Consider the following 18,937-nt stretch of genomic DNA (forward strand, 5'->3'; position numbering starts at 1 on the left):
GGCATAAAGAGGGGACTGCAGTTATTGAGGCTCTCCGGCAGGCCCCTGCTGAGGCGTCTGGCTGTTTTTCTCGTGACGGGACGCTATGGCGCAGCGGACTTTTTCCGAGCCGAAGGCGACAAGCTCTGCAATCGAGAGGGCACCAAGGACGAGGGCCGGTCCCACACCGCCAACCGTGGAGAGTACCGCCGCGGCAGCGCCTATTCCAAGGTTGATGCCTCCGAGAATAAGCTTTATCTTGTTGTGATATTTGAGTCCCTGGTGCACAAGGTGGCCTCCCTGTACAAGCTCCGAGGCGCTGTACGCGAGGCCGAGCGCGGTCCCCGCCGCTCCCATGGCCGGGGAGTTCAGCATTGACGCCATCTGGCTGCCAATTACCTTCTGGACGGCGGGGAGGCTCGAAGCGACGGCCGCCGACCTGATGGCAGAGTCGCCGGCGAGGGCCAGTAATCCGGAAGCCTCCACGATGCCCACCTTGTCGCCTTTTTTAATGGCTTTATGGAGGTCGGCTGCCCCTTTCGCGCCGAAATACATCCCCGATACAAAGCTTGCCCCGTGGGAAAACTTCAGCAGGTTTCCCTTGAGGCCCGCCTCGATGATTATGTCAGAGCTGGACATGAGGGCCACTGAGGCGACTTCAGAGATATGGTGAATCATCTCCACTACTTCGGGAAGGGTTTCCAGGTCTTCAATGCTTTTTGTGTCAACACCCTGTGCGTTGATATGAGAGTTATTCGGAGATTTCTGCTTTTCCCTGAGGGCCTGTGGAGATTCTTCCAGGCCTTTTGATGAAGGCTGGGGCTTGTCTTTCTGAGGCTGGATAATGTGCCTGCTTAAAGGGTTCAGCATAAATATTCCTGCGAAGAGTGGAGATTGCATCATGTATCCCAAATATATTATAATGCATCATAAATAAAATTGAGAGGGTTATTTTGTAAACAGAATGTAAAAAAATAACCCTATTTTAAGACATAAGGAGGAATGGATATGGCAGGTCACACAAAGCCGGACAATATCGTGGAAAAGGGCACCATATCGGTGCAGATGGAAAATATCTTCCCCATCATCAAGAAGTGGCTTTATTCAGAGAAGGACATATTCCTGAGGGAGCTCATCACCAATTCCCTTGACGCCATCAGCAAGCTGAAGCAGCTTGCCGTCTTAGGGGAGTTCAAGGCTCCGGAAAAGGAAGAGGAGTTCTCTATCAATGTAGCCATAGACAAGGAGAAGGGCACGCTCACGGTGAGCGACAACGGCATAGGCATGACGGCCGACGAGGTGAAAAAGTATATCAATGAAGTGGCTTTCTCGAGCGCTCAGGATTTTCTCGAGAAATACAAGACAGCCGACGAGAAGAACATGATTATAGGCCATTTCGGCCTGGGGTTTTACAGCTCTTTCATGGTGGCCGATCTGGTGGAGATCCAGACCCTGTCGTGGCAGGAGGGGGCAGAGCCGGTAAAATGGTCCTGTAACGGGAGCCCCGAGTATGAGCTTTCGGAGGGGTCCATGAACAGGAGGGGCACAGAAGTGACTCTCATTGTCTCGGCCGACGAGAAGGAGTTCCTGGACGAGGTGAGGGTAAAGAACGTCATCCAGAAATACTGCGGCTTCCTGCCCGTTCCCGTGAGGCTCAACGGCTCGCCGGTGAACGAGAGGAAGCCCCTCTGGCTTGAGAAGCCGGGCGACCTCAAGGATGAGGATTACCGCGATTTCTTCAGGTATCTCTACCCCTTTGAGCAAGATCCCATCTTCTGGATTCACCTCAACGTGGAATACCCCGTGAGAGCCAAGGGAATTCTCTATTTTCCCACTCTCAAGCATGATCTTGACCCCTCCAGGGGCAGGATCAAATTCTACTATAATCAGGTCTATGTGAGCGACAACCTGAAGGACCTCATCCCGGAGTTCCTTATGAACCTGAGAGGGGTCATCGACTGCCCCGACATGCCTCTCAATGTCTCCAGGAGCTACCTGCAGAGTGATCCCACCATGAGAAAGCTCTCGACGCACATCACCAAGAAAGTGGCCGACGAGCTCAACGATCTTTACCGCGACCGCCGCGAGACTTACGAGAAGTACTGGGATGACATCAGCCCCTTCATAAAGATAGGGATGATGGACAACGAAAAGTTTTATGATGCCGTGAAGGAGATCCTGATCTACAAGTCTACGCAGGGCGGCTACACCACTCTCAAGGAATACATGGAACGGGCAGGGGAGTCATCGGGAGGGAAGATCTATTACGCCACCGATGAGACCCTCCAGTCCTCGTACCTGAGCCTCTTCAAGGAGCAGTCCATAGAGGTCCTCATGATGAGCTCCCTGATTGACACCCATTTCATCCAGTTCCTGGAGTTCCGGGACCCTCACTTGAAATTTGCCCGTGTCGATTCCGACATAAGCGACAGGATCAAGGACAGCGACGGGGCCTCAAAGATTGTGGACCCCAAGACCAACAAGACACACAACGAGATCGTGGAGGATATATTCCGCAAGAACCTGGATATCAAGGGCCTCACCATCAAGGTGGAGAACCTCAGGAGTGAAGAAGTGCCGGCAATGATCATCATAAGCGAGCAGCAGAGGCGCATGAGGGAGATGACAGCCATGCTCCAGAGGAAGCCCCTGGAGAGCCTTGAAGAGCATACCCTCGTGGTGAACGCGAACAACGCCATCGTGAAGAACCTCAGGAAAATGCTCGACATGCTGAGCCCCCCCCTTGATGAGATAAAGCTCCTCTCCATGCAGATCTATGATCTGGCCCTCCTTACCCAGAAGACCATGCCCCTTGAGAGGGCTGACAGGTTCGTGGAGAATTCCCTTGAGCTTCTCAGGATAATGACTGAGGCCAGGGTAGGGCAATAGCAGGCAGTTCAGAGGAATTAAGGCAGGCCCGCTCGAATCACTTAGTGACCTTGCGAGGCCTGTATTTTTTTAGAAAGAAGGCATACCGATGAAACGCTTCCCCGCACTGTTCCTGCTGGTGCTTCTCACTTTCGCAGCGCTCCCTGCCGGGGCAAGGACGATTCCCCTGGAGAAGCGCGAGGACTTCCAGAAAGAAGTGACAACCCGCACAAAGGAGACGAGCAATGAGAAGATCACCTCTTATTACTACCGGGATATTCTTATCGAGGAGGTTTTTGAGGCAAAAGGTGTCACGCCTCCCGCGCCGGGCACGGTAAAGACTTCCTGGGAGGACAAGGCGGCGCGCTGGGAAAAAACCGAGAGAGAGGGCGCTACTGTCATAAAGAGAACGGTGATATACAAAAGGGAGATGAACCAGGCGGGGAACATGGCGGGCAAGAAGCTTGATGATTTATTCTCCCAGGATTTCATCTTCGATTACGGGTGGGATTTCGGCTCCAGGAGGGTCCTGGCCCGCATAATAGGAGGGAGACATTTTCTCCAGCTGCTGGTTATCTCTTCAACGCAGCGCGTAATTGAGAAGGAGTTTGTTCTCTCTGAGCAGGAGCTGGATGTGCACGGCATCAATGCCATTGAGGCTCTGAGCGGCGGGAAGAAGCTCTGTGTCCATATGCAGAATGCCGATAGAGGAGCGCCTTGGGGGTCACTCTTCATCCTCGATCCTGAGGGCGGGAAAGTCTTCTGTGCCGGCAAAGGGGTGACAGAGTACTTTATCTCGCCGAAACAGGCCTTTATGGCGATGGTTTCCACGAAGACGCCTTCATCGCAGGGCAGGGGCACCGTCCAGCTTCTTGATGTGCTTGATGAGAGAATCACCACGCCTGGCGAAGTGGAAGCCCCGAATGGCATCAAATCCCTCTGGACGCCCGAGGAGCGGTTCCTTTACCTCGTCCTGGAGAAGGACAGTGCCAGGAGCCTTGCGAGAGTCAATACCTTCAAGAAGAGCCTCGAGGTGCTCTGCGGGGGCGTCCAGGCAATAACCCTGTCGCCCTCGGGCAGACGTGCGGTCATTGCGAGACCGTCGGAGAAATATGCCGGGTGGAAGCTGAAAGGAATAGACCGCGGGGAGGGAAAGCTGCTTTTTATCACGGAAACAGGCGGCGACGAGGCGCGGACCCTCTTTGACGCAAAGGATTTCACAACCCTCTCCCTGCTGGATACCGACAGGAAGACCGAATCTTCCCTCTGCAAGGCTGCCTGTCCCGATCTTCAGAATGCCCTCTGGTCAGAGAAGGGCGACAGCATCATATTTTTTGATGTGAACGGTCTTTTTTCCATAGATACGGGGAGGAAAAATACCTCCAAAACCGCCCTCGCAGGGCCTTTTGAATACCGTATGAGCCTTCCGGAAGGCTCATACTACCCCCTGGGGCGGGGCAACTTCCTGCTGCTCTGGGACTCCAGGCTTTACTTCCAGAAGGGCATGAAGGGCAGGGATATCCTCATTGACAAGGTGGACTCCTTCGCCATGAATGAGTCGGGAACGCTGCTCGCGTATCTCTCGAAGGCTGATAATGGCTTCAGGCTCACCGTATATGATCTGAAAAACAGGGAGCAGATCCCTCTCTTCCATGGCGAAAGAAAAGTGCAGTCGTACCGGTGGCATGGTCAGACGATTGACATCCTCAGGATAGTCCTGAACCCGGGGGCGATCACCTCTGATGAGCCCGTGGTGATCCAGTTCGATGAGAAGGGCGATGCGGTCCCCCTCTCTGAGGAGTGATGCTATCCGCTATTCGTGCTGCCCGATTGCGCCCTGGATGTCCTTGATGTGGTCTTCAAGCAGCAGCTTCCGCTCTTTGGGCACATTGATGAATTCGGCGCCATGCTCGTATGTCCCGTCAGAGCGCTTCTTGGACCATACCACATGGGCTTTCTGCATGAAATTTATGGGGTTGTAATTTATATTGACATCAACAACGATCCTCTTGGGAATCTCCCTGTCGGAGCAGAAGCGGATTCCCGTGAGGCTGATGTCATGGACCGATCCTTTTATGGTGCCTTCGCTGTCAGATACATAAGTGACATCGACAAACTGAAGCCTGGGAGCTTTCCTTTTCTCATCATCAGTCATAGGTAAAACCTTCCTTCTTAGCCGAATCTGTCAAGGCGGTCCAGACATATGAAAATACCCGGTTTTTTCTATACTTTCGATGAAAAGATGCCAATTCCTCTCATCGCCTGTCAGTCGAGAGAGGCCCGGGAACCTCTTCCCGGGGGATTGAAAAGAGCCCGGTAATAGTATAGAATGAGGCTATCCTGCCTTAACGGGTGAGTTCAGGGATCGTGAGCCTATGAAAAAGAAATGGCTTCTCTTAAGCCAGTATGTGGCATTTCTGCTGCTGCTGCCCCTGGCAGTCTTCATGGCCTGCGATCTTTTCTCCAGCAGGAGCGCCACTTCACTGCCTTACAGCGGGAAAAGGGCTTACCGCCATGCGGCAGCCCTCTCATACAGGACCTGCACCTCCCCTGACGGCAGCTCTTTTGCGCCTTCCGCTTCATATATAAGGCGGCACCTCGTGGAATGCGGATTGAAGATCGCCCAGATTCAGTGCGATGGAGGAAGGATCAACCATATTTCAGGTATATTGCCGGGAGCTTCAGATCACATTATTATCCTTGCCACCTCCTATAATAAGGCCGGTGAGGGGAGAGGAAGCCATGAAGCTTTTCCGGCAGCAGCAGGAGTGCTGCTGGAGCTGGCCAGGTCCTCCTCGGTGAAAAAACAGGGCCTGACCGTCTGGTTTACCTTTCTTGACGGGGCATCTGACGGTGGAAAGGGCAATAAAAAGGCCCTGGAATTCATCAGGAGCCTTGCAGCCCAGGATGAGCTCTCAAGGGTAAAGGCTTTCATATATATTGATCCTGCCTGCCAGGGAGTTGATGGCACTTTTGTTGAGAAGGATTCAACTCAATGGCTCTCTGATTCTCTCAGGAAATCGGCAGGGCGCCTCGGGTGCGGGAGCAGTCTGGACAGTGCTCCCATAAGCAGGAAAGAAGTGCATGCCCTCTTTATCGAAAAGGGCATTCCGGCCCTGGCTCTCCTCGACAGCGGCCGAATTCCTGGTGAGGTGGGCCCGCCTGACGAGAGGATGGCCGCAGAGAAGCTCCACATGCTGGGAAGAATCATTGAGAACCTCGTGGTGACTATTGATCCGGCGGGCCGCGGAAGATGACCGGCGAGGCATAAAGAGGGAGGGGGGAGAATATATTAGGAAGGAGAGCATTGAATAACCATGATGCAGAAATTCCTTGAGATGTTCAAGCCGGTGCCCGATGCCGGGGAGATGCTCACCGATGCCGGGGAGATCAAGAAAAAGTACCGCTACTGGCGTATAAGAATGATGTATTCCACCTTCATCGGGTACGCCGTTTTTTATTTCGTGAGGCAGAACATGTCCATTGCCATGCCCCTGATGGAGAAAGCAATGGGAATAGGAAAAGACAGCCTCGGCCTCTTTCTCACCCTTCACAAACTCCTGTACGGCGTGTCCAAGTTCCTGAACGGCATCCTGGGAGACAGGGCGAACCCCCGGTATTTCATGGCCATAGGGCTTCTGATGTCAGCCCTTATGAACATCTTTTTCGGTTTTTCAAGCTCCGTGATTGCCTTCGGAATATTCTGGATGCTGAACGGGTGGTTCCAGGGGATGGGATTCCCCCCCTGCGCGAGAACCCTCAGCCACTGGTTCAGTCCCAAGGAGCGCGGCACCAAGTGGGCCATGTGGAATTCCTCCCACCAGGTGGGAGCCGGCCTCATCCTTGTCCTGGCGGGCTATCTGGCCGGCAGAGAGCTGAATCTCCCGATTCCCTCCTTCCTGGGCAGAGGCCCGGTCTTTCACCTGGCGGGATGGCAGCTCTGCTTCATCGTGCCGGCCCTTATTGCCATGGCGACGGCTTTCTTCGCCATCAACAGGCTTCGCGACACGCCGGGCTCCCTTGGCCTTCCCCCCGTGGAACAGTATATGAATGATGAAGGGGCGGCAGTCACCAAGGACTCCTTTGACAATGAGTCCTTTAAAAAATTCCTCCGCCGCCATGTCTTCGGCAACAAATACATATGGTACATAAGCTTTGCGAATTTCTTCGTCTATATCCTCCGTTACGGCTTCCTGGACTGGGCGCCGTCATGCCTCAAGGAGATGAAGGGAATACCTCTCGCGCATGGGGGCTGGATCACGGCGGGGTTCGAGCTCTTCGGCCTTGTGGGCTCTGTGCTGGCAGGATGGCTTACCGACAAGTATCTCAAGAGCAGGCGCGCACCTGTGTGCGTGGCCTACATGGCGGTAACGCTCGTCCTTGTAATGGCTTTCTGGAAGCTCCCTCCCGGAAACACCTTGAATGCCACTCTGCTTCTCTTTGCCCTCGGCTTTTTCATCTACGGGCCCCAGTTCCTTGTCGGCGTCACCACCGCGGACCTGGCCTCAAAGCATGCAGCAGCCACGGCAATCGGGCTCACGGGCTTTTTCGGGTACCTGAGCGGCATAGTGTCAGGGTATGGTATGGGGCTCACGGTGAAATTGTATGGATGGGACGGAGGATTCTATATCATGATAGTCTCTGCGGTCCTCGCCGCGCTCCTTTTCACCCTCTGCTGGAATGCCCGCCCCATGCATGAGCAGGTCTGACTCCTCCCTCACGCCAGCTTCCTGTTCAGGGCCAGGCAGAGCTGCCTGAGCTCTTCGAACTCCCCGAAGGGGAGGACCGTTCCCCTGTAGGTATGGAATGTGTTGTTGTGGAAAAGGGGGTCCCAGGCCTCGGGAGATCCTGTGCCGGGAAAGTCGTTCCAGAGGCCCGTGCCCGGTATGGGTGAGTATTCCACGAGCTTTCCCAGGGCTCCCCATCGGTGAACGGCAAGGAGAGCCTCCCTGATCTCCGCGCTCATTACCCCGGGAACACCGGCCATCACATAAACCCCGATATCCCTCGGGCTGAATCCGGCCTCATTGAGGCACCTGATGGCTTTTTCCATCGCGTGGGCGGAGACTTTCCCCCCCGTGGAATGTTGCATTTCTCTTGAGAGAAATTCAAGACCGAGACGGATGGTCTTAAAGCCCGCTTTTTTCAATGTCGAGGCCACCGGCCCGTCAATGAAGCACCCGTGGAGGGCGTTGGGGGTATGAATTTTCCATTTCTGGCCTTCCTGTGTCATCCTCGAGAGGAGGGGACCTGCATGGCGCTTATAACGGTAGAGGAAGGCATCGTCATAGAGCACGAGGTGGTCCAGGGACCTCTCGGATGAGATCTTCTCAAGCATGGAGAGGATCTCGCCACTGTCTCTGGAGTGGTAATGGGGATAAAGCAGCGATGAAGCGCAGTAGGAGCAGCGCCAGGGACATCCCGTCGAGGTGAGGAGGGGCAGATATTCCATGTGCTCAATCATCTCATAGGCGGGCATTGGCAGGTCGGCATATGAATCATAACGGTGCACCCTTTCTTTTCCTGTGAGAGACGAGAGAATATCCAGCAGGGAACCGGCCTCGCCGCTGGATATGACGTGGTGGGCTCCGGAGTGAATTCTGGCATGGTCAGGGGCGAGCCTGCAGTATAATCCCCCGAGAATTACCGGCGCTCCAGGAAAAGACTCCCGGACTTCCGCTATTGCCTCGTGGGCGCCGCCGTACCAGTAGGTCATGCCTGAGCCGACGAGAACCGCATCGGGTTGACTCATGGAGGCAAGCATTGCCTTGAATGACTTGAGGGGGATGCCGTAACGCTTGTATCTCCTGGGGATATCCCTGAAAAGGAAGGGCTTTTCCAGCTCCTCCCAGTAATATTTACCGCACCCCGAGGGTCCCGAAGGCGGGCGCTCATGGGAGGGTATGCCTTCATGATTGCGGTTCAGGCAGTCAAGGTAATGTACTTCATAGCCTTCTCTCTTCAGGAGCGCAATGACGGTGAGAAGGCCAAGGGGGCTCATCCAGAGGTCATAGGCCTTGAAATCGTGAATCCAGGGATTGATGACAAGAAGCTTTTTCGCTGCCATTGGGTTTCCTTATGCTTCTCCCTTTTCTGTAAAGGTCCTCTCCCCTTTTATACTCCAGAGCATAACGGACGTCAGCATGATACGTGCAGAATTGCTCATCAGTTCTGCATTTTCCCTCAGAGGGATCGTGTAATATGTAATGCGCGTCAGTATACCCGTAAATAAGCGATTACACAGGATTTTATATGGAAAGCGAGAATAGTGAATGACGGGAAATTATGCCCACAGAGAGACAGGGGTGCGCGGTGGGGAAAACCTATTGCAGGCTCCGGACAAGTCTATCCGTTATGATGCAGGAGGAGACAGGCCTGTGGCGGATTTGTTATCGGTAGGCGCGGTGCTCTCGGAACGCTACGAGATAAAAAAGGTCATAGGCCAGGGCGGCATGGGTGCTGTCTATCTGGCCTCAGACAAGCGCCTTCCGGTGAAACAGTGGGCAGTGAAGGAGATGGTGCACCAGTCGGCCGATACGGCTGAAAAGCTGGAGATAGAGAAGCTTTTCACCGAAGAAGCCCATCACCTCGCCACGCTTGATCATCCCAACCTCCCCAGGGTCGCCGATTTCCTCCCTGAAGGTGACAGGAAATATCTCATCATGGAATATATCGAGGGGGAGACCCTGGAAGATATGATTGTCTCGGCCAGGGGCCCCCTGCCCCTTGAAAAGGTTATCAACTATGCAATGCAGCTTGCCGACGTGCTCTCCTATCTTCATAACCAGAAGCCCCATCCCCTGATTTTCAGGGATCTCAAGCCTTCAAACATCATGATTACGGGAAACGGGAGGGTCAAGCTGATTGATTTCGGCATAGCCCGCATATTTGTCTCGGGCAAGCAGAAGGATACCATAGTGCTGGGAACCCCTGGATTTGCGCCGCCCGAGCAGTACGGCAAATCCCAGACGGATCAGCGCTCTGACATCTTCAGCTACGGCGCCACCGTATACTATGCTCTTTCCGGTGAGGATCCGGCAAAATCGCCCTTCCATTTCCCCCCTCTCAGGAACTTTAATCCCAATATCCCTCCCTCCATAGAGGAGGTTATCATGAAATGCGTGAACCTGGCGCCAGAGAGCAGGTTCCAGTCGATGGACGAGGTGGTGGAAGGATTTACAAAGCTTCCTCCGGCTCTTCCCAGGGCCGTGACGACATCGCTTCTCGCTCTGCAGCAGGGTGCCGATCCTTATTTCGACCCCCAGAGCCTTGACTTTGGCATCCTGAAAAGGGGCAGCATGCGCCAGATGAGCGTGAAGATAATCGGCGAGGTGAAAGGGAGCCTTACCTCTAACAAGAAGTGGCTTAAAATAAAGCCCTCCTCGGTAAAAGGAACAAGCCCCGTCATCGATATACTCATAGACACGACGCGCCTGGCCCATGGGGGAAGCTATATGGCCGATATCACCTTTTCCGGGAAGGGCGTAAAGCTCTCCCTCCCCGTAAATGTCTCCCTGGAGACTCAGGCCGTCAGCGTATGGAAATACGCAATAGCGGTGATTCTCACCATGCTTACTGTCATCCCGGCACTGGGCTTTCTCTCTTACGTGATCCTTCTGAGCATGTATTATTCGCATCCCGGCGAGGAAAGGGGGCCTCTCGGGGTGCTCATGATGATAGCCTCCATAATATCACTGCTCTGGCTGCTCCTCATTCTTGGAGCCGTCACTTATTTTATGGTACTACCCAGGTTCAGGCAGGGAAGCATATGAAGACGCTTTGTTGAGTCGAGACAGGAGGAAACACTATGATTTGTCCTAATTGCAAAAGGCCAAGCAGCGAAGGGGAGGAGTACTGCGACGATTGCGGCGCCCAGCTTGTGGCAGAAACGCCATCACTGTCAAGTGAGCCGGAAAGCAGCGGCCACCTGAAAGCCGGTGACGAGCTGAACGGCCGCTACAGGATCTCGGCATCTTTCCCCCTGCTCAAAGGCTTCCGGTACGAAGCCAGGGACAGCCAGGGCGACAAGGAAGTGGTGGTATACGAGAAGCCCCTCGCGGGGGCCGGGCAGTCAAACGTGCTCAAGCTCCAGTGGGATGTCCTCAAAGAGCTCAATGAGCCCCGCTTTCCCGTTGTTCTTGAATACTTTGAAAACGGTGAAAAGGCCTTCCTCGTGAGCGAGGTGATCCCCGGAGAGTCCCTTGAAGATGTTCTCAAGCGTGACAAGGCGGCATTTCCTCCCCTGAAGGTCATGGAATGGGGGATCTCCCTCTGCGAAGCCGTTGGGAAGCTCCATGCGAAAAATCTCCTGCACAGGGGGCTTCAGCCCTCAAATATCATAAGGCAGGAGAATGATTCCCTGATACTGAGCGGCTTTGAAAGGCTCTGCCCCCTGGGGGAGGTGCCTGACGAGTGCGCCGTCACCCCGGGATTTTCTGCCCCTGAAGCTTATGGAATAGGCGATGGGAAAGTTGACGTGCGATCTGATGTTTACAGTATCGGCGCAAGCCTTTACTGCCTCATCTCCGGAAAGACTCCCCACCTGGAGCAGAGGGAGACCTTTTTTGCCTTCCCTCCCTTCAATGAGTATAAGGTGAAGGTGAGCCCTGACGTGGAAAATGTCATTCTCACTGCGGTGAACAAGAAGCTCGATGAGCGTTTCCAGTCAGTGACCGCCCTGATGGACGCCCTGAAGAAGGTCTATGACGAGGAAGCCACACGGGCAAAGCTTCCCGAGGCGGTAAGCCTCTCCTTTAAAAGCGGGATGATTACCAATATAGGCTGTGTGCGCTCCATTAACCAGGACAGCTGCCTTTATATGATCTTCCAGGCTTATGAAAAGTCAGAGCCGAAGGACTGTGCGCTGTTTGTCGTGGCAGACGGTATGGGAGGCGAGGCTGAAGGGGAAAAGGCAAGCTCCCTTGCCATCAGGGCCATCGCGCACTTCATGGTTGAGAGCAGGATCCCCGTTGAGGCAGGGCAGGGCACCAGGATGCTCCTTCCCGAGGAGGTAATGGAGAGGAATAAAATACTTGCCTCAGAGGCCCTCAAGCAGGCAAATTCCATTGTCTTTGAGTATTCACAGAAGGAGAGCTACAGGAAAGGCATGGGATCGACAATCTCTGCTGCCCTCATAGAGGGCGACACTCTTGTGGTGGGCCATGCGGGCGATACGAGAGTATACCTCATAAGGGACACCATAGAGCAGATTTCGGAAGACCACTCGCTTGTGGGACGCCTTGTGAAAATGGGGCAGATGAAAAAGGAGGAGGCCCTCAGGTCTCCCCAGAGAAGCATGGTGTACCGTGCCCTGGGGACGAGTCCCCAGCTTGATGTGGACGTCTACGAGAGAAAGCTCCAGAGCGGCGATACTCTCCTCATATGCTCCGACGGGGTGTGGGAGTATTACCTTGATGACGAGCTCCTGAATTTGGTGCAGGAGTATAAGGAGCCCCAGAAGATATGCAACAGGCTCGTGGAGCTCTGCCTGGAGCGCGGCGCTGATGACAACTGCACCGCCATCGTCGTGACAATGACTGACAGCACGTAGGAAGCGCAGGCCCCATAAGGAGGAGATCACCTGATTTTATTGAAAAGAGTTAAAAAAGGAGGCGAGAATCGTGGCAGGTGAAGTGTTACTTGATGCAAAGCTCAGTTACCAGAACGTGCTGGTGACAAGTGAAAACAAGATGGTATATATGCTCATCGATCTGAAGGCCGGGAAAGAGGTTTCGTACGGCCCCGCCCCTCTCAACCTTTCCATCGTAATCGACAAGAGCGGTTCGATGTACCAGGCGGAGAAGCTTGAATATGTAATCGATGCCGTGCAGTACGTGATAGATCAGCTCAGGCCCGGCGATATCATATCGATCGTTCCTTTCGCTGACAAGTCGAGGGTCCTCATCCCTGCGGGGCAGATCTTTGACAAGGAATCTGCCAAGAAGATGATACGCAACATAGACCAGGTTGACGTGGGCTCGGGCACCGAGATGCTCAAGGGCATCAACGCCGCCATCTCTGAGGTGAAGAAGAATTTCTCCAGGGACAGAACCAACCATATCATCCTCCTCACCGACGGCCTGACCCTCCATGAGAATAAATGCAAGGATGAGTGCCGGAGAACGACGGAGTTCGGCATCTCATTCAGCACCATCGGCGTGGGCGATGATTTCAACGAAAAGCTCCTCATTGACATTGCCAACTCATGCCGCGGCAAATCCTATTACATCGACATTCCCAGGGACATCCCCAACATCTTCGCCCAGGAGCTCCAGGGAGTCCAGAGCGTCATGGTGATGAGCCCCACTCTCAAGGTGAAGCTCATGAAGGACATTGAGGCCCGGAGGGTCTTCAAGGTGAAGCCTCTCATCACCGATATGGGAACACTTCCCGCCGTCGATAAGACCATCACGGTCACCCTGAGCGACCTGCAGAAAAATGAGCCCCAGAGTGTTCTTTTCGAGCTGGTGCTGCCTTCACGGCAGGCCGGCACCTATCGCGTAGGGAGGGTCGAGGCGATATACAGTGTCCCCCAGGCAGGCAGCGAGGTCATAGGGCAGGATATCCTGATAAATTATACTCTGGACCAGGCGCTTGCCTCGGTGGTGAACCCCCAGGTGATGAACGTGATTGACCTTGTGAGCGTTTTCCGGCAGCAGACCCGGGCTCTCGAGTTCGCCAAGAGCGGCGACAAAGCCAAGGCCACAAAGCTGCTTCGCTCGGCGGCAACGACGCTCCTTGATCATGGCCATAAGGAGCTTGCCGATCAGGCGCTTGCGGAAGCCCAGCGAATCGAAAAAGGGACGGGCGCCACATCGGCAGGAACCAAAAAGCTTGAATACGGTACGAGGAAGCTCACGCAGCTTCTCGACCAGCTTCCCATGTAACGGCGACGGCCCAGTGCTCAAGGCCGATTGAATCTGTACCAATAAATACTCTGTGAAGATAAAGGAGGAACTACAATGAAATGTCCTGAATGCGGTGCTGAAAATCTTGAAGGTGCGGCCTATTGCGAAGACTGCGGATCGAAACTCCCTGTGGGCTCCGCGGCGCCTCCTCCCGCTGCCGGTATTCCCCCTGTGCAGCCTCCTGTCGTCGAGCAGGCTCCGCCTGTCGTCACTGCAGGCGGTATGATGAAGTGCGGTTCCTGCGGGGCAGAGAACCCTGCAGGTGAAGCCTATTGCGAGGACTGCGGCGCAGGATTGGGTGCGCCGGCAGCAGTGCCGGCAGGCGGGGACGCGCCTCAGCAGGTGATATCAGCGCCTCCTCCCGTTGCGACCGCGAAGGCGAAGATCACAGTCCTGGCAAACAGCAAAGAGTTTCTTCTGAACAAGGATGTCATCACTATCGGACGGAGGAGCCCCGCTGACGGGATCTATCCCGACGTGGACCTTACCGATGATGACCCTGAATCCTACATATCCCGGAGGCATGCCCAGATAATAAAGCAGAATGACCAGTTTATCTTTGAGGACGTGGGAAGCGCCAACGGGAGCTTTGTGAATGGCAACAAGGCTGTCAAGGGCGCCCAGGAGATCCTCAAGAACGATGACAAGCTGAGGCTGGGAAAGACAGAGGCCGTGTTCACCATAATGTCATAGCCGCTGGAAGGGGAGGGCGGAGGCTGTCATGCCCCCGAGAGCATGGATTGTATCGCCAGCACAAAGGCGTCCTGGACCTCGGGCCTGGAGCCCAGGATATCGGTGAAGACAAGAGAAAGAGAGGGAAAAGCCTCAATGGCTTTTCTCTTTATTTCGGGGAGATCGTGCCTCATGTGCCCCCCTGCCGACAGGAAAAGGGGGATGACGAGGACCTCCCCGGCGCCCCGGCTCTTCAGGGCGGAAAGGGCATCAGCAAGGGCTGGCGGGGAAAATTGCATGTAGGCGAGCATCACGGGGATGCCGGCGTTGTTTTCCTGGACCCTCTCCCTCAGGCGCTCAAAGGGCTCTCTCCAGAGGGGATCCATGCTCCCGTGTGCGAACAGAATGACGGCCTTTTTCACCAGCTATTCCCTTCTTTTCATGATTATCATCCCCATGGGGGGGACCTGTGCATCGACGCACTTGTATTTGCCTTCCGAGAGCACCTCCGAGAAGGCGTGATCGATGGGACCATTGCTGGAGAAGAGATACTCCATCCTTGTGTGTGCCTCATGGAGCTCGCTCTCGACAAGTATGCGGGCATGGCGGGGCTCATGGGCGTTTGTGTTTATAGCAACGAGGATCTCCTCGCCAGCAAGAATTCTTGACCAGGCTATGATCTCCTTCGGTTCCGGCCATCTGAATGCCTCGCCGCCCCTGGAAATCTGCCTGAAATACTGCCTCCCGTAACGGAGCGTGGGCTCACATGCCCTGATGGCGCAGATCTTTGAGATTTTCCTGTAGAGGGGGCTGGCATCGTTGAAAAAATGCACTCCCCTCGTTCTCTTGGCGCCGAATTCCCCTCCGAACATACTCTCCCTCACCCACCGGTCCGCGTAGGGCACTCCCCCCTTGCCGTCGAAGCCCTGCTCATTGCCATAGTATATTGACGGGATCCCCAGGCTTGTGAGCTGGAAGCCCGTTGCGGGGACAATCTGCTCCGGGAAAGGGTTGTCGGCCAGGAAGCGGGCCTTGCCCTCCTCCGGGTAACGCCAGACCTGGTCGTGGTCGTCCAGGATGCTCACGTGGAACTTGCCCATCTCCCTGTGGCTTGCCAGCGGAAGGTTTGATTTCTTGGTATAGTATTGGAATAGCTCCATGGGAGTGAGAAAGCCCTTGATCACCTTTTCCATGGCCCGGGGAGGCCCGTTGATGTCCAGCACGGAATTCAGGCCTGACTGCGTGGTATCAGCAAGGTATTCCAGGGCAATATGCTCGCTTCCTGCCACTTCTCCCATCAGCATGAAATTGTGCTTTCCTATCAGCTCGGCATATTCCCTGATCGCATTGCAGAATTTTCTCGAGGTATCGAGGCCCACATGCTTCACCGCGTCGATCCTGAAGCCGTCGCAGTCAGTGTAATATATCCAGAACCGGTATATCTTGATAAGGGCGTCAAGGACCTCCCTGTTCTCATGATCCAGGTCTTTGAGCTCGTAGAAATCGCCTTCCCGGTATTCAGGCTCGGTGTCCCAGTTCACGATGGCGCCTTTCCTGCTGTACCAGCGGGGGTTCTGAAACTCCACGGGCCACACGGCGTCATCGGCCTCTTCGATGGCCCCGTCAAATCCTCCGCCTTTTCTCGTTCTCCAGCCGCCGAAAGGATAAGGCTCCCCGCGGTAAGAGGGGAAGTTCCTCAGGTTCTCCACCCCTTCGAATCCCTGGTAGTACCAGTTGTTACCCGTATGGTTGTGGATTATGTCCAGGATGACATACATGCCCCTCTGGTGGGCCTGGGCCACGAGGTCCTTCAGATCCTCCCTGGTGCCGAAGTGGGGATCGACATCAAGAAAGTTCTGGATGCCGTAGCCATGATAGGTGACAAATGAATATTCCCTGGCGATGTCCCTCCAGTCGGCCCTCTGCCTGAAAACCGGCGAGAGCCAGAGCGTCGTGATGCCGAGCCCCTGGAGATAGTCAAGCTTTGAGATGATGCCTTTCAGAGTGCCGCCTTCCCAGGTGATCCCCGCGTTCCGCCATCGCGCCCCTCCGTCCCCATCGAGGGCATTACCGTCATATGAGGGATCGTAGAGGGGGCGGAGCTGCTCTTTTCCATCAGAGAAGCGGTCCACAATGATAAGGTAGAGCACCTGGTCCCTCCAGTCCGCCGGTGAAGGGAAGGCGTCCTTTGGTATATGGAGCGTGAGTTCTTTGAGGCTGCGTTCGGTGCGCATAGGTTCCGCCTTTCTGCATGATAATCGAGGGTAATTCAATGCCACGGCGAAAAATCCTGTTCCCCGGGCTCTTGCGATTGGGAAGAAGCGCCGCCATGTCCGTACGTTAACATTTTGTTAACAAAAAACAGCTGATTTTTCAACGTTTTCTATAGTATAATAAGGGCGGATGGATCTGACGCAGAAACTGGAGGGGAACTATATGAGCGACATGATAAGCTTCAACCCGAACATGAATGTATCGCCTTTGACTCCGAGGCAGATGCCTTTGCAGCAGAAGTCTTCAGAGAATTTTGTCACCGAGTGGCAGCAGCCTCTGGGAGACCAGCTGGAAGTCAACTTCAAGACCCCCCCTGAAATAAAGCTCCCTTCAAAGCCTGCCGAGAAAAAGGCGGAGCCGGAGAAGCCCTCGGAGCAGTTCGTCACCGACTGGCAGATGCCCGCGGCAAAGAAGGGTCCCGACATGGTGAGCGCCGACACCCTCACGGGCATCGGACAGGCAGGGAAAGAGCAGAACGGGAACACTACGGGGAGAATCTTCATTGATGACACGCCTCCTCTTCAGGGCCTCGATCTCCCCTGGGAATTTCCTGCTCCCGCTCCGCTCAAGGATATCGGCCAGATAACGCTCACGGCCGGCCCGGGGACAGCCTTCTTCAACACGGGGCTCAACTCAATCTCGTCGTCGCTCAAGGATGGCATCTACTTCCTGGACGGAGAAAAGTTCTAGGAGTATCACGAACAAAACGAAGCTTTCAGGGACGGACCTTCAGGTCCGTCTCTTATTTTTTTCGCGCGGGACCGCCTGGAGCACCTCTCTCGATGAGAATCTTTACCAATTCGAGATTTCCTTCTATGCTGATAATACTGCTGATACTGGCTTTTTCGATTGAGTCCCGCGCCCAGGATATTATGGGTCAATTTCAGAGGATCTTGAGCTGCTGAAGCCAGGCAATAACGTCCTCAGTCCATCGGTCGGAGTCCTTGTCCTGCTTTCTCACCCCGAAGGCGTGGCCGCCGCTCTTATAGAGCTTGAGAGTTACGCTGACCCCGACTTTCCTGAGCGCCGCGGCGTAGACCTCGGAATAATGGACAGGATCGACCGGATCGTCCTTGGCGTGGATCAACAGCGTCGGTGGAATTCCCCTGGAAATCACAATGTCGCTGTTCAGCGCTCGAGAATCCACATTCTTGTGGCTCATCGTCATATGTCCTGGATACACGGGGACGGCGAAATCTGGACGACAGCTGACCTGATCGATGGAGTCGAGCGGCTTGTAGGAACGGTTCTGGAAACGTGTGCTGGCCAACACGACCACATTTCCTCCCGCCGAAAACCCCATCACCCCGATTTTGTCCGGATTGATGTGATACTCCTGAGCACGCGCCCGCAGGATCGAAATCGCCCTCTGAGCATCCTGCAAGGCCATGGGGACCTTGGGTGTCACGTGCCTGTGCAGTTTACTGTCCCAATAGCAGCCGGAATAGGGAACGCGATACTTGACCAGAACGCAGGTGATGCCGGATCGGGTGAGCCAATCGGCAATCTCTGTGCCCTCCAAACCCATCGCCAGCGACAGATGTCCTCCCCCGGGGAAAATGACAATGCACGTGCCCGACGGATTCTCCCTGGGGTAATAGACCGTGTAGGTCGGATTGGAGACGTTTGTAACCGGCTTCTCGGCCAGAATCTGCGGATCTTCCAATGTGCGGATTCCACCCGCCAGCACCGGCGAATGGGCGGACCAGAGGGGTACCTGTTGGGCGCCCCCCCTGGGCGTCCACGAATCCGCGCTCGACACCCCTGTTAAAACGGGTACGCTGAGGAGCAGCACCATAACGACAAAAATTACAATATTTCTCATCTCCTCATCTCCTTCCCATGATAAGCACTCAGATTCCTGGGGCCAAAAAATTATATCAATAATTTCCCTAAAGGTCTGTCCCTGGCGGGAATCTCTTCTCGTTTTTGCTGAGCTTTGCGAGGACCGCTTCGCTCAGGTCTATTTTGAGGGCCCTCGAGAGGCTCAGCAGGTAAATCATTATATCAGCCATCTCGTCAGCAGCTTTTTCAATGACCGTGCCTTGAAGGGAGATCCGTCGGGATTCTTCGCTTGTGGCCCACTGGAAGAGCTCCATGAGCTCCGCCGCCTCTATTGCAATAGACATGCTCAGGTTCTTGGCGTCATGGTAGGGTCTCCACTCCCGCTCGTCGATAAAGGCTCCCACTTTTTCTTTGAGGAAGCCGAGAGTCGTGCTTTTGTCCATAAGGCCTCC

The 18,937-nt window shown here is 54.7% G+C and carries 16 protein-coding genes; 9 read left to right on the forward strand and 7 right to left on the reverse strand.

All coding sequences use genetic code 11. The annotated features are described in order from the left end of the window. Window positions 1-21: 21 nt before the first annotated feature. Entirely contained in the window at window positions 22-849 is an 828-nt protein-coding gene (locus RDV48_09940; GenBank protein ID MDQ7823101.1) for a hypothetical protein, read from the reverse strand. Window positions 850-987: 138 nt separating this feature from the next. Between RDV48_09940 and htpG the strand changes: the two genes are divergently transcribed. Together htpG and RDV48_09950 are read left to right on the forward strand one after the other, a co-directional pair. After that, window positions 988-2,868 (forward strand): molecular chaperone HtpG, encoded by a 1,881-nt coding sequence (gene htpG, locus RDV48_09945; GenBank protein ID MDQ7823102.1) that lies wholly within the window; start codon window positions 988-990, stop codon window positions 2,866-2,868. A gap of 88 nt (window positions 2,869-2,956) precedes the next feature. Next, window positions 2,957-4,651, forward strand: a complete 1,695-nt coding sequence (locus RDV48_09950; GenBank protein ID MDQ7823103.1) for a hypothetical protein — start codon at window positions 2,957-2,959, stop codon at window positions 4,649-4,651. 9 nt (window positions 4,652-4,660) lie between these two features. Here the strand turns inward: RDV48_09950 and RDV48_09955 are convergent, their stop codons facing one another. Further along, on the reverse strand, window positions 4,661-5,002 hold the full coding sequence (locus RDV48_09955; protein ID MDQ7823104.1) for a PilZ domain-containing protein: 342 nt from the start codon (window positions 5,000-5,002) through the stop codon (window positions 4,661-4,663). A 220-nt stretch (window positions 5,003-5,222) separates the two neighbouring features. Here RDV48_09955 and RDV48_09960 point away from each other — a divergent pair, with 220 nt between their 5' ends. Beyond that, entirely contained in the window at window positions 5,223-6,104 is an 882-nt protein-coding gene (locus tag RDV48_09960) for a hypothetical protein (GenBank protein ID MDQ7823105.1), read from the forward strand. Window positions 6,105-6,164: 60 nt separating this feature from the next. Then, entirely contained in the window at window positions 6,165-7,556 is a 1,392-nt protein-coding gene (locus tag RDV48_09965; protein MDQ7823106.1) for an MFS transporter, read from the forward strand. Window positions 7,557-7,564: 8 nt separating this feature from the next. On the opposite strand, the gene RDV48_09970 is transcribed toward RDV48_09965, so the two are convergent. Next, window positions 7,565-8,914 (reverse strand): radical SAM protein, encoded by a 1,350-nt coding sequence (locus RDV48_09970; protein MDQ7823107.1) that lies wholly within the window; start codon window positions 8,912-8,914, stop codon window positions 7,565-7,567. A gap of 310 nt (window positions 8,915-9,224) precedes the next feature. Here RDV48_09970 and RDV48_09975 point away from each other — a divergent pair, with 310 nt between their 5' ends. The 4 genes from RDV48_09975 (at window position 9,225) to RDV48_09990 (ending at window position 14,447) form a co-directional block, all read left to right on the forward strand. Further along, the gene (locus RDV48_09975) at window positions 9,225-10,619 is read left to right on the forward strand and encodes a serine/threonine-protein kinase (protein MDQ7823108.1); all 1,395 of its coding nucleotides are present in this window, start codon (window positions 9,225-9,227) and stop codon (window positions 10,617-10,619) included. A gap of 35 nt (window positions 10,620-10,654) precedes the next feature. After that, on the forward strand, window positions 10,655-12,397 hold the full coding sequence (locus tag RDV48_09980) for a SpoIIE family protein phosphatase (GenBank protein MDQ7823109.1): 1,743 nt from the start codon (window positions 10,655-10,657) through the stop codon (window positions 12,395-12,397). Between the two features lie 70 nt (window positions 12,398-12,467). Continuing rightward, window positions 12,468-13,733: a VWA domain-containing protein gene (locus RDV48_09985; protein MDQ7823110.1), complete on the forward strand. Its 1,266-nt coding sequence runs from the start codon at window positions 12,468-12,470 to the stop codon at window positions 13,731-13,733. Window positions 13,734-13,808: 75 nt separating this feature from the next. Continuing rightward, complete coding sequence (locus RDV48_09990) at window positions 13,809-14,447, forward strand: FHA domain-containing protein (GenBank protein ID MDQ7823111.1); 639 nt, start codon at window positions 13,809-13,811, stop codon at window positions 14,445-14,447. Between the two features lie 26 nt (window positions 14,448-14,473). Here the strand turns inward: RDV48_09990 and RDV48_09995 are convergent, their stop codons facing one another. Both RDV48_09995 and RDV48_10000 read right to left on the reverse strand, forming a co-directional pair. After that, a complete protein-coding gene (locus tag RDV48_09995; protein MDQ7823112.1) occupies window positions 14,474-14,848 on the reverse strand; it encodes a CbiX/SirB N-terminal domain-containing protein in 375 nt (124 codons plus the stop codon). Between the two features lie 3 nt (window positions 14,849-14,851). Then, a complete protein-coding gene (locus RDV48_10000; protein MDQ7823113.1) occupies window positions 14,852-16,660 on the reverse strand; it encodes an alpha-amylase family glycosyl hydrolase in 1,809 nt (602 codons plus the stop codon). Window positions 16,661-16,862: 202 nt separating this feature from the next. Between RDV48_10000 and RDV48_10005 the strand changes: the two genes are divergently transcribed. Next, window positions 16,863-17,390, forward strand: coding sequence for a hypothetical protein (locus tag RDV48_10005; GenBank protein ID MDQ7823114.1), 528 nt, complete (start codon window positions 16,863-16,865; stop codon window positions 17,388-17,390). Between the two features lie 193 nt (window positions 17,391-17,583). Here the strand turns inward: RDV48_10005 and RDV48_10010 are convergent, their stop codons facing one another. Then, window positions 17,584-18,525 (reverse strand): alpha/beta hydrolase, encoded by a 942-nt coding sequence (locus tag RDV48_10010; GenBank protein MDQ7823115.1) that lies wholly within the window; start codon window positions 18,523-18,525, stop codon window positions 17,584-17,586. Window positions 18,526-18,592: 67 nt separating this feature from the next. Next, window positions 18,593-18,928: a nucleotide pyrophosphohydrolase gene (locus RDV48_10015; protein ID MDQ7823116.1), complete on the reverse strand. Its 336-nt coding sequence runs from the start codon at window positions 18,926-18,928 to the stop codon at window positions 18,593-18,595. Window positions 18,929-18,937: the final 9 nt, after the last annotated feature.

This window comes from Candidatus Eremiobacterota bacterium, from assembly GCA_031082125.1.
Classification (GTDB): domain Bacteria; phylum Vulcanimicrobiota; class CADAWZ01; order CADAWZ01; family Ess09-12; genus Ess09-12.

Excerpts from the sequence above, each read along its gene's own strand:
- RDV48_09940 (MDQ7823101.1), bottom strand. The coding sequence starts at position 849 with ATGCTGAACCCTTTAAGCAGGCACATTATCCAGCCTCAGAAAGACAAG.
- htpG (MDQ7823102.1), top strand. The coding sequence starts at position 988 with ATGGCAGGTCACACAAAGCCGGACAATATCGTGGAAAAGGGCACCATA.
- RDV48_09950 (MDQ7823103.1), top strand. The coding sequence starts at position 2,957 with ATGAAACGCTTCCCCGCACTGTTCCTGCTGGTGCTTCTCACTTTCGCA.
- RDV48_09955 (MDQ7823104.1), bottom strand. The coding sequence starts at position 5,002 with ATGACTGATGATGAGAAAAGGAAAGCTCCCAGGCTTCAGTTTGTCGAT.
- RDV48_09960 (MDQ7823105.1), top strand. The coding sequence starts at position 5,223 with ATGAAAAAGAAATGGCTTCTCTTAAGCCAGTATGTGGCATTTCTGCTG.
- RDV48_09965 (MDQ7823106.1), top strand. The coding sequence starts at position 6,165 with ATGATGCAGAAATTCCTTGAGATGTTCAAGCCGGTGCCCGATGCCGGG.
- RDV48_09970 (MDQ7823107.1), bottom strand. The coding sequence starts at position 8,914 with ATGGCAGCGAAAAAGCTTCTTGTCATCAATCCCTGGATTCACGATTTC.
- RDV48_09980 (MDQ7823109.1), top strand. The coding sequence starts at position 10,655 with ATGATTTGTCCTAATTGCAAAAGGCCAAGCAGCGAAGGGGAGGAGTAC.
- RDV48_09990 (MDQ7823111.1), top strand. The coding sequence starts at position 13,809 with ATGAAATGTCCTGAATGCGGTGCTGAAAATCTTGAAGGTGCGGCCTAT.
- RDV48_10000 (MDQ7823113.1), bottom strand. The coding sequence starts at position 16,660 with ATGCGCACCGAACGCAGCCTCAAAGAACTCACGCTCCATATACCAAAG.
- RDV48_10005 (MDQ7823114.1), top strand. The coding sequence starts at position 16,863 with ATGAGCGACATGATAAGCTTCAACCCGAACATGAATGTATCGCCTTTG.
- RDV48_10010 (MDQ7823115.1), bottom strand. The coding sequence starts at position 18,525 with ATGAGAAATATTGTAATTTTTGTCGTTATGGTGCTGCTCCTCAGCGTA.
- RDV48_10015 (MDQ7823116.1), bottom strand. The coding sequence starts at position 18,928 with ATGGACAAAAGCACGACTCTCGGCTTCCTCAAAGAAAAAGTGGGAGCC.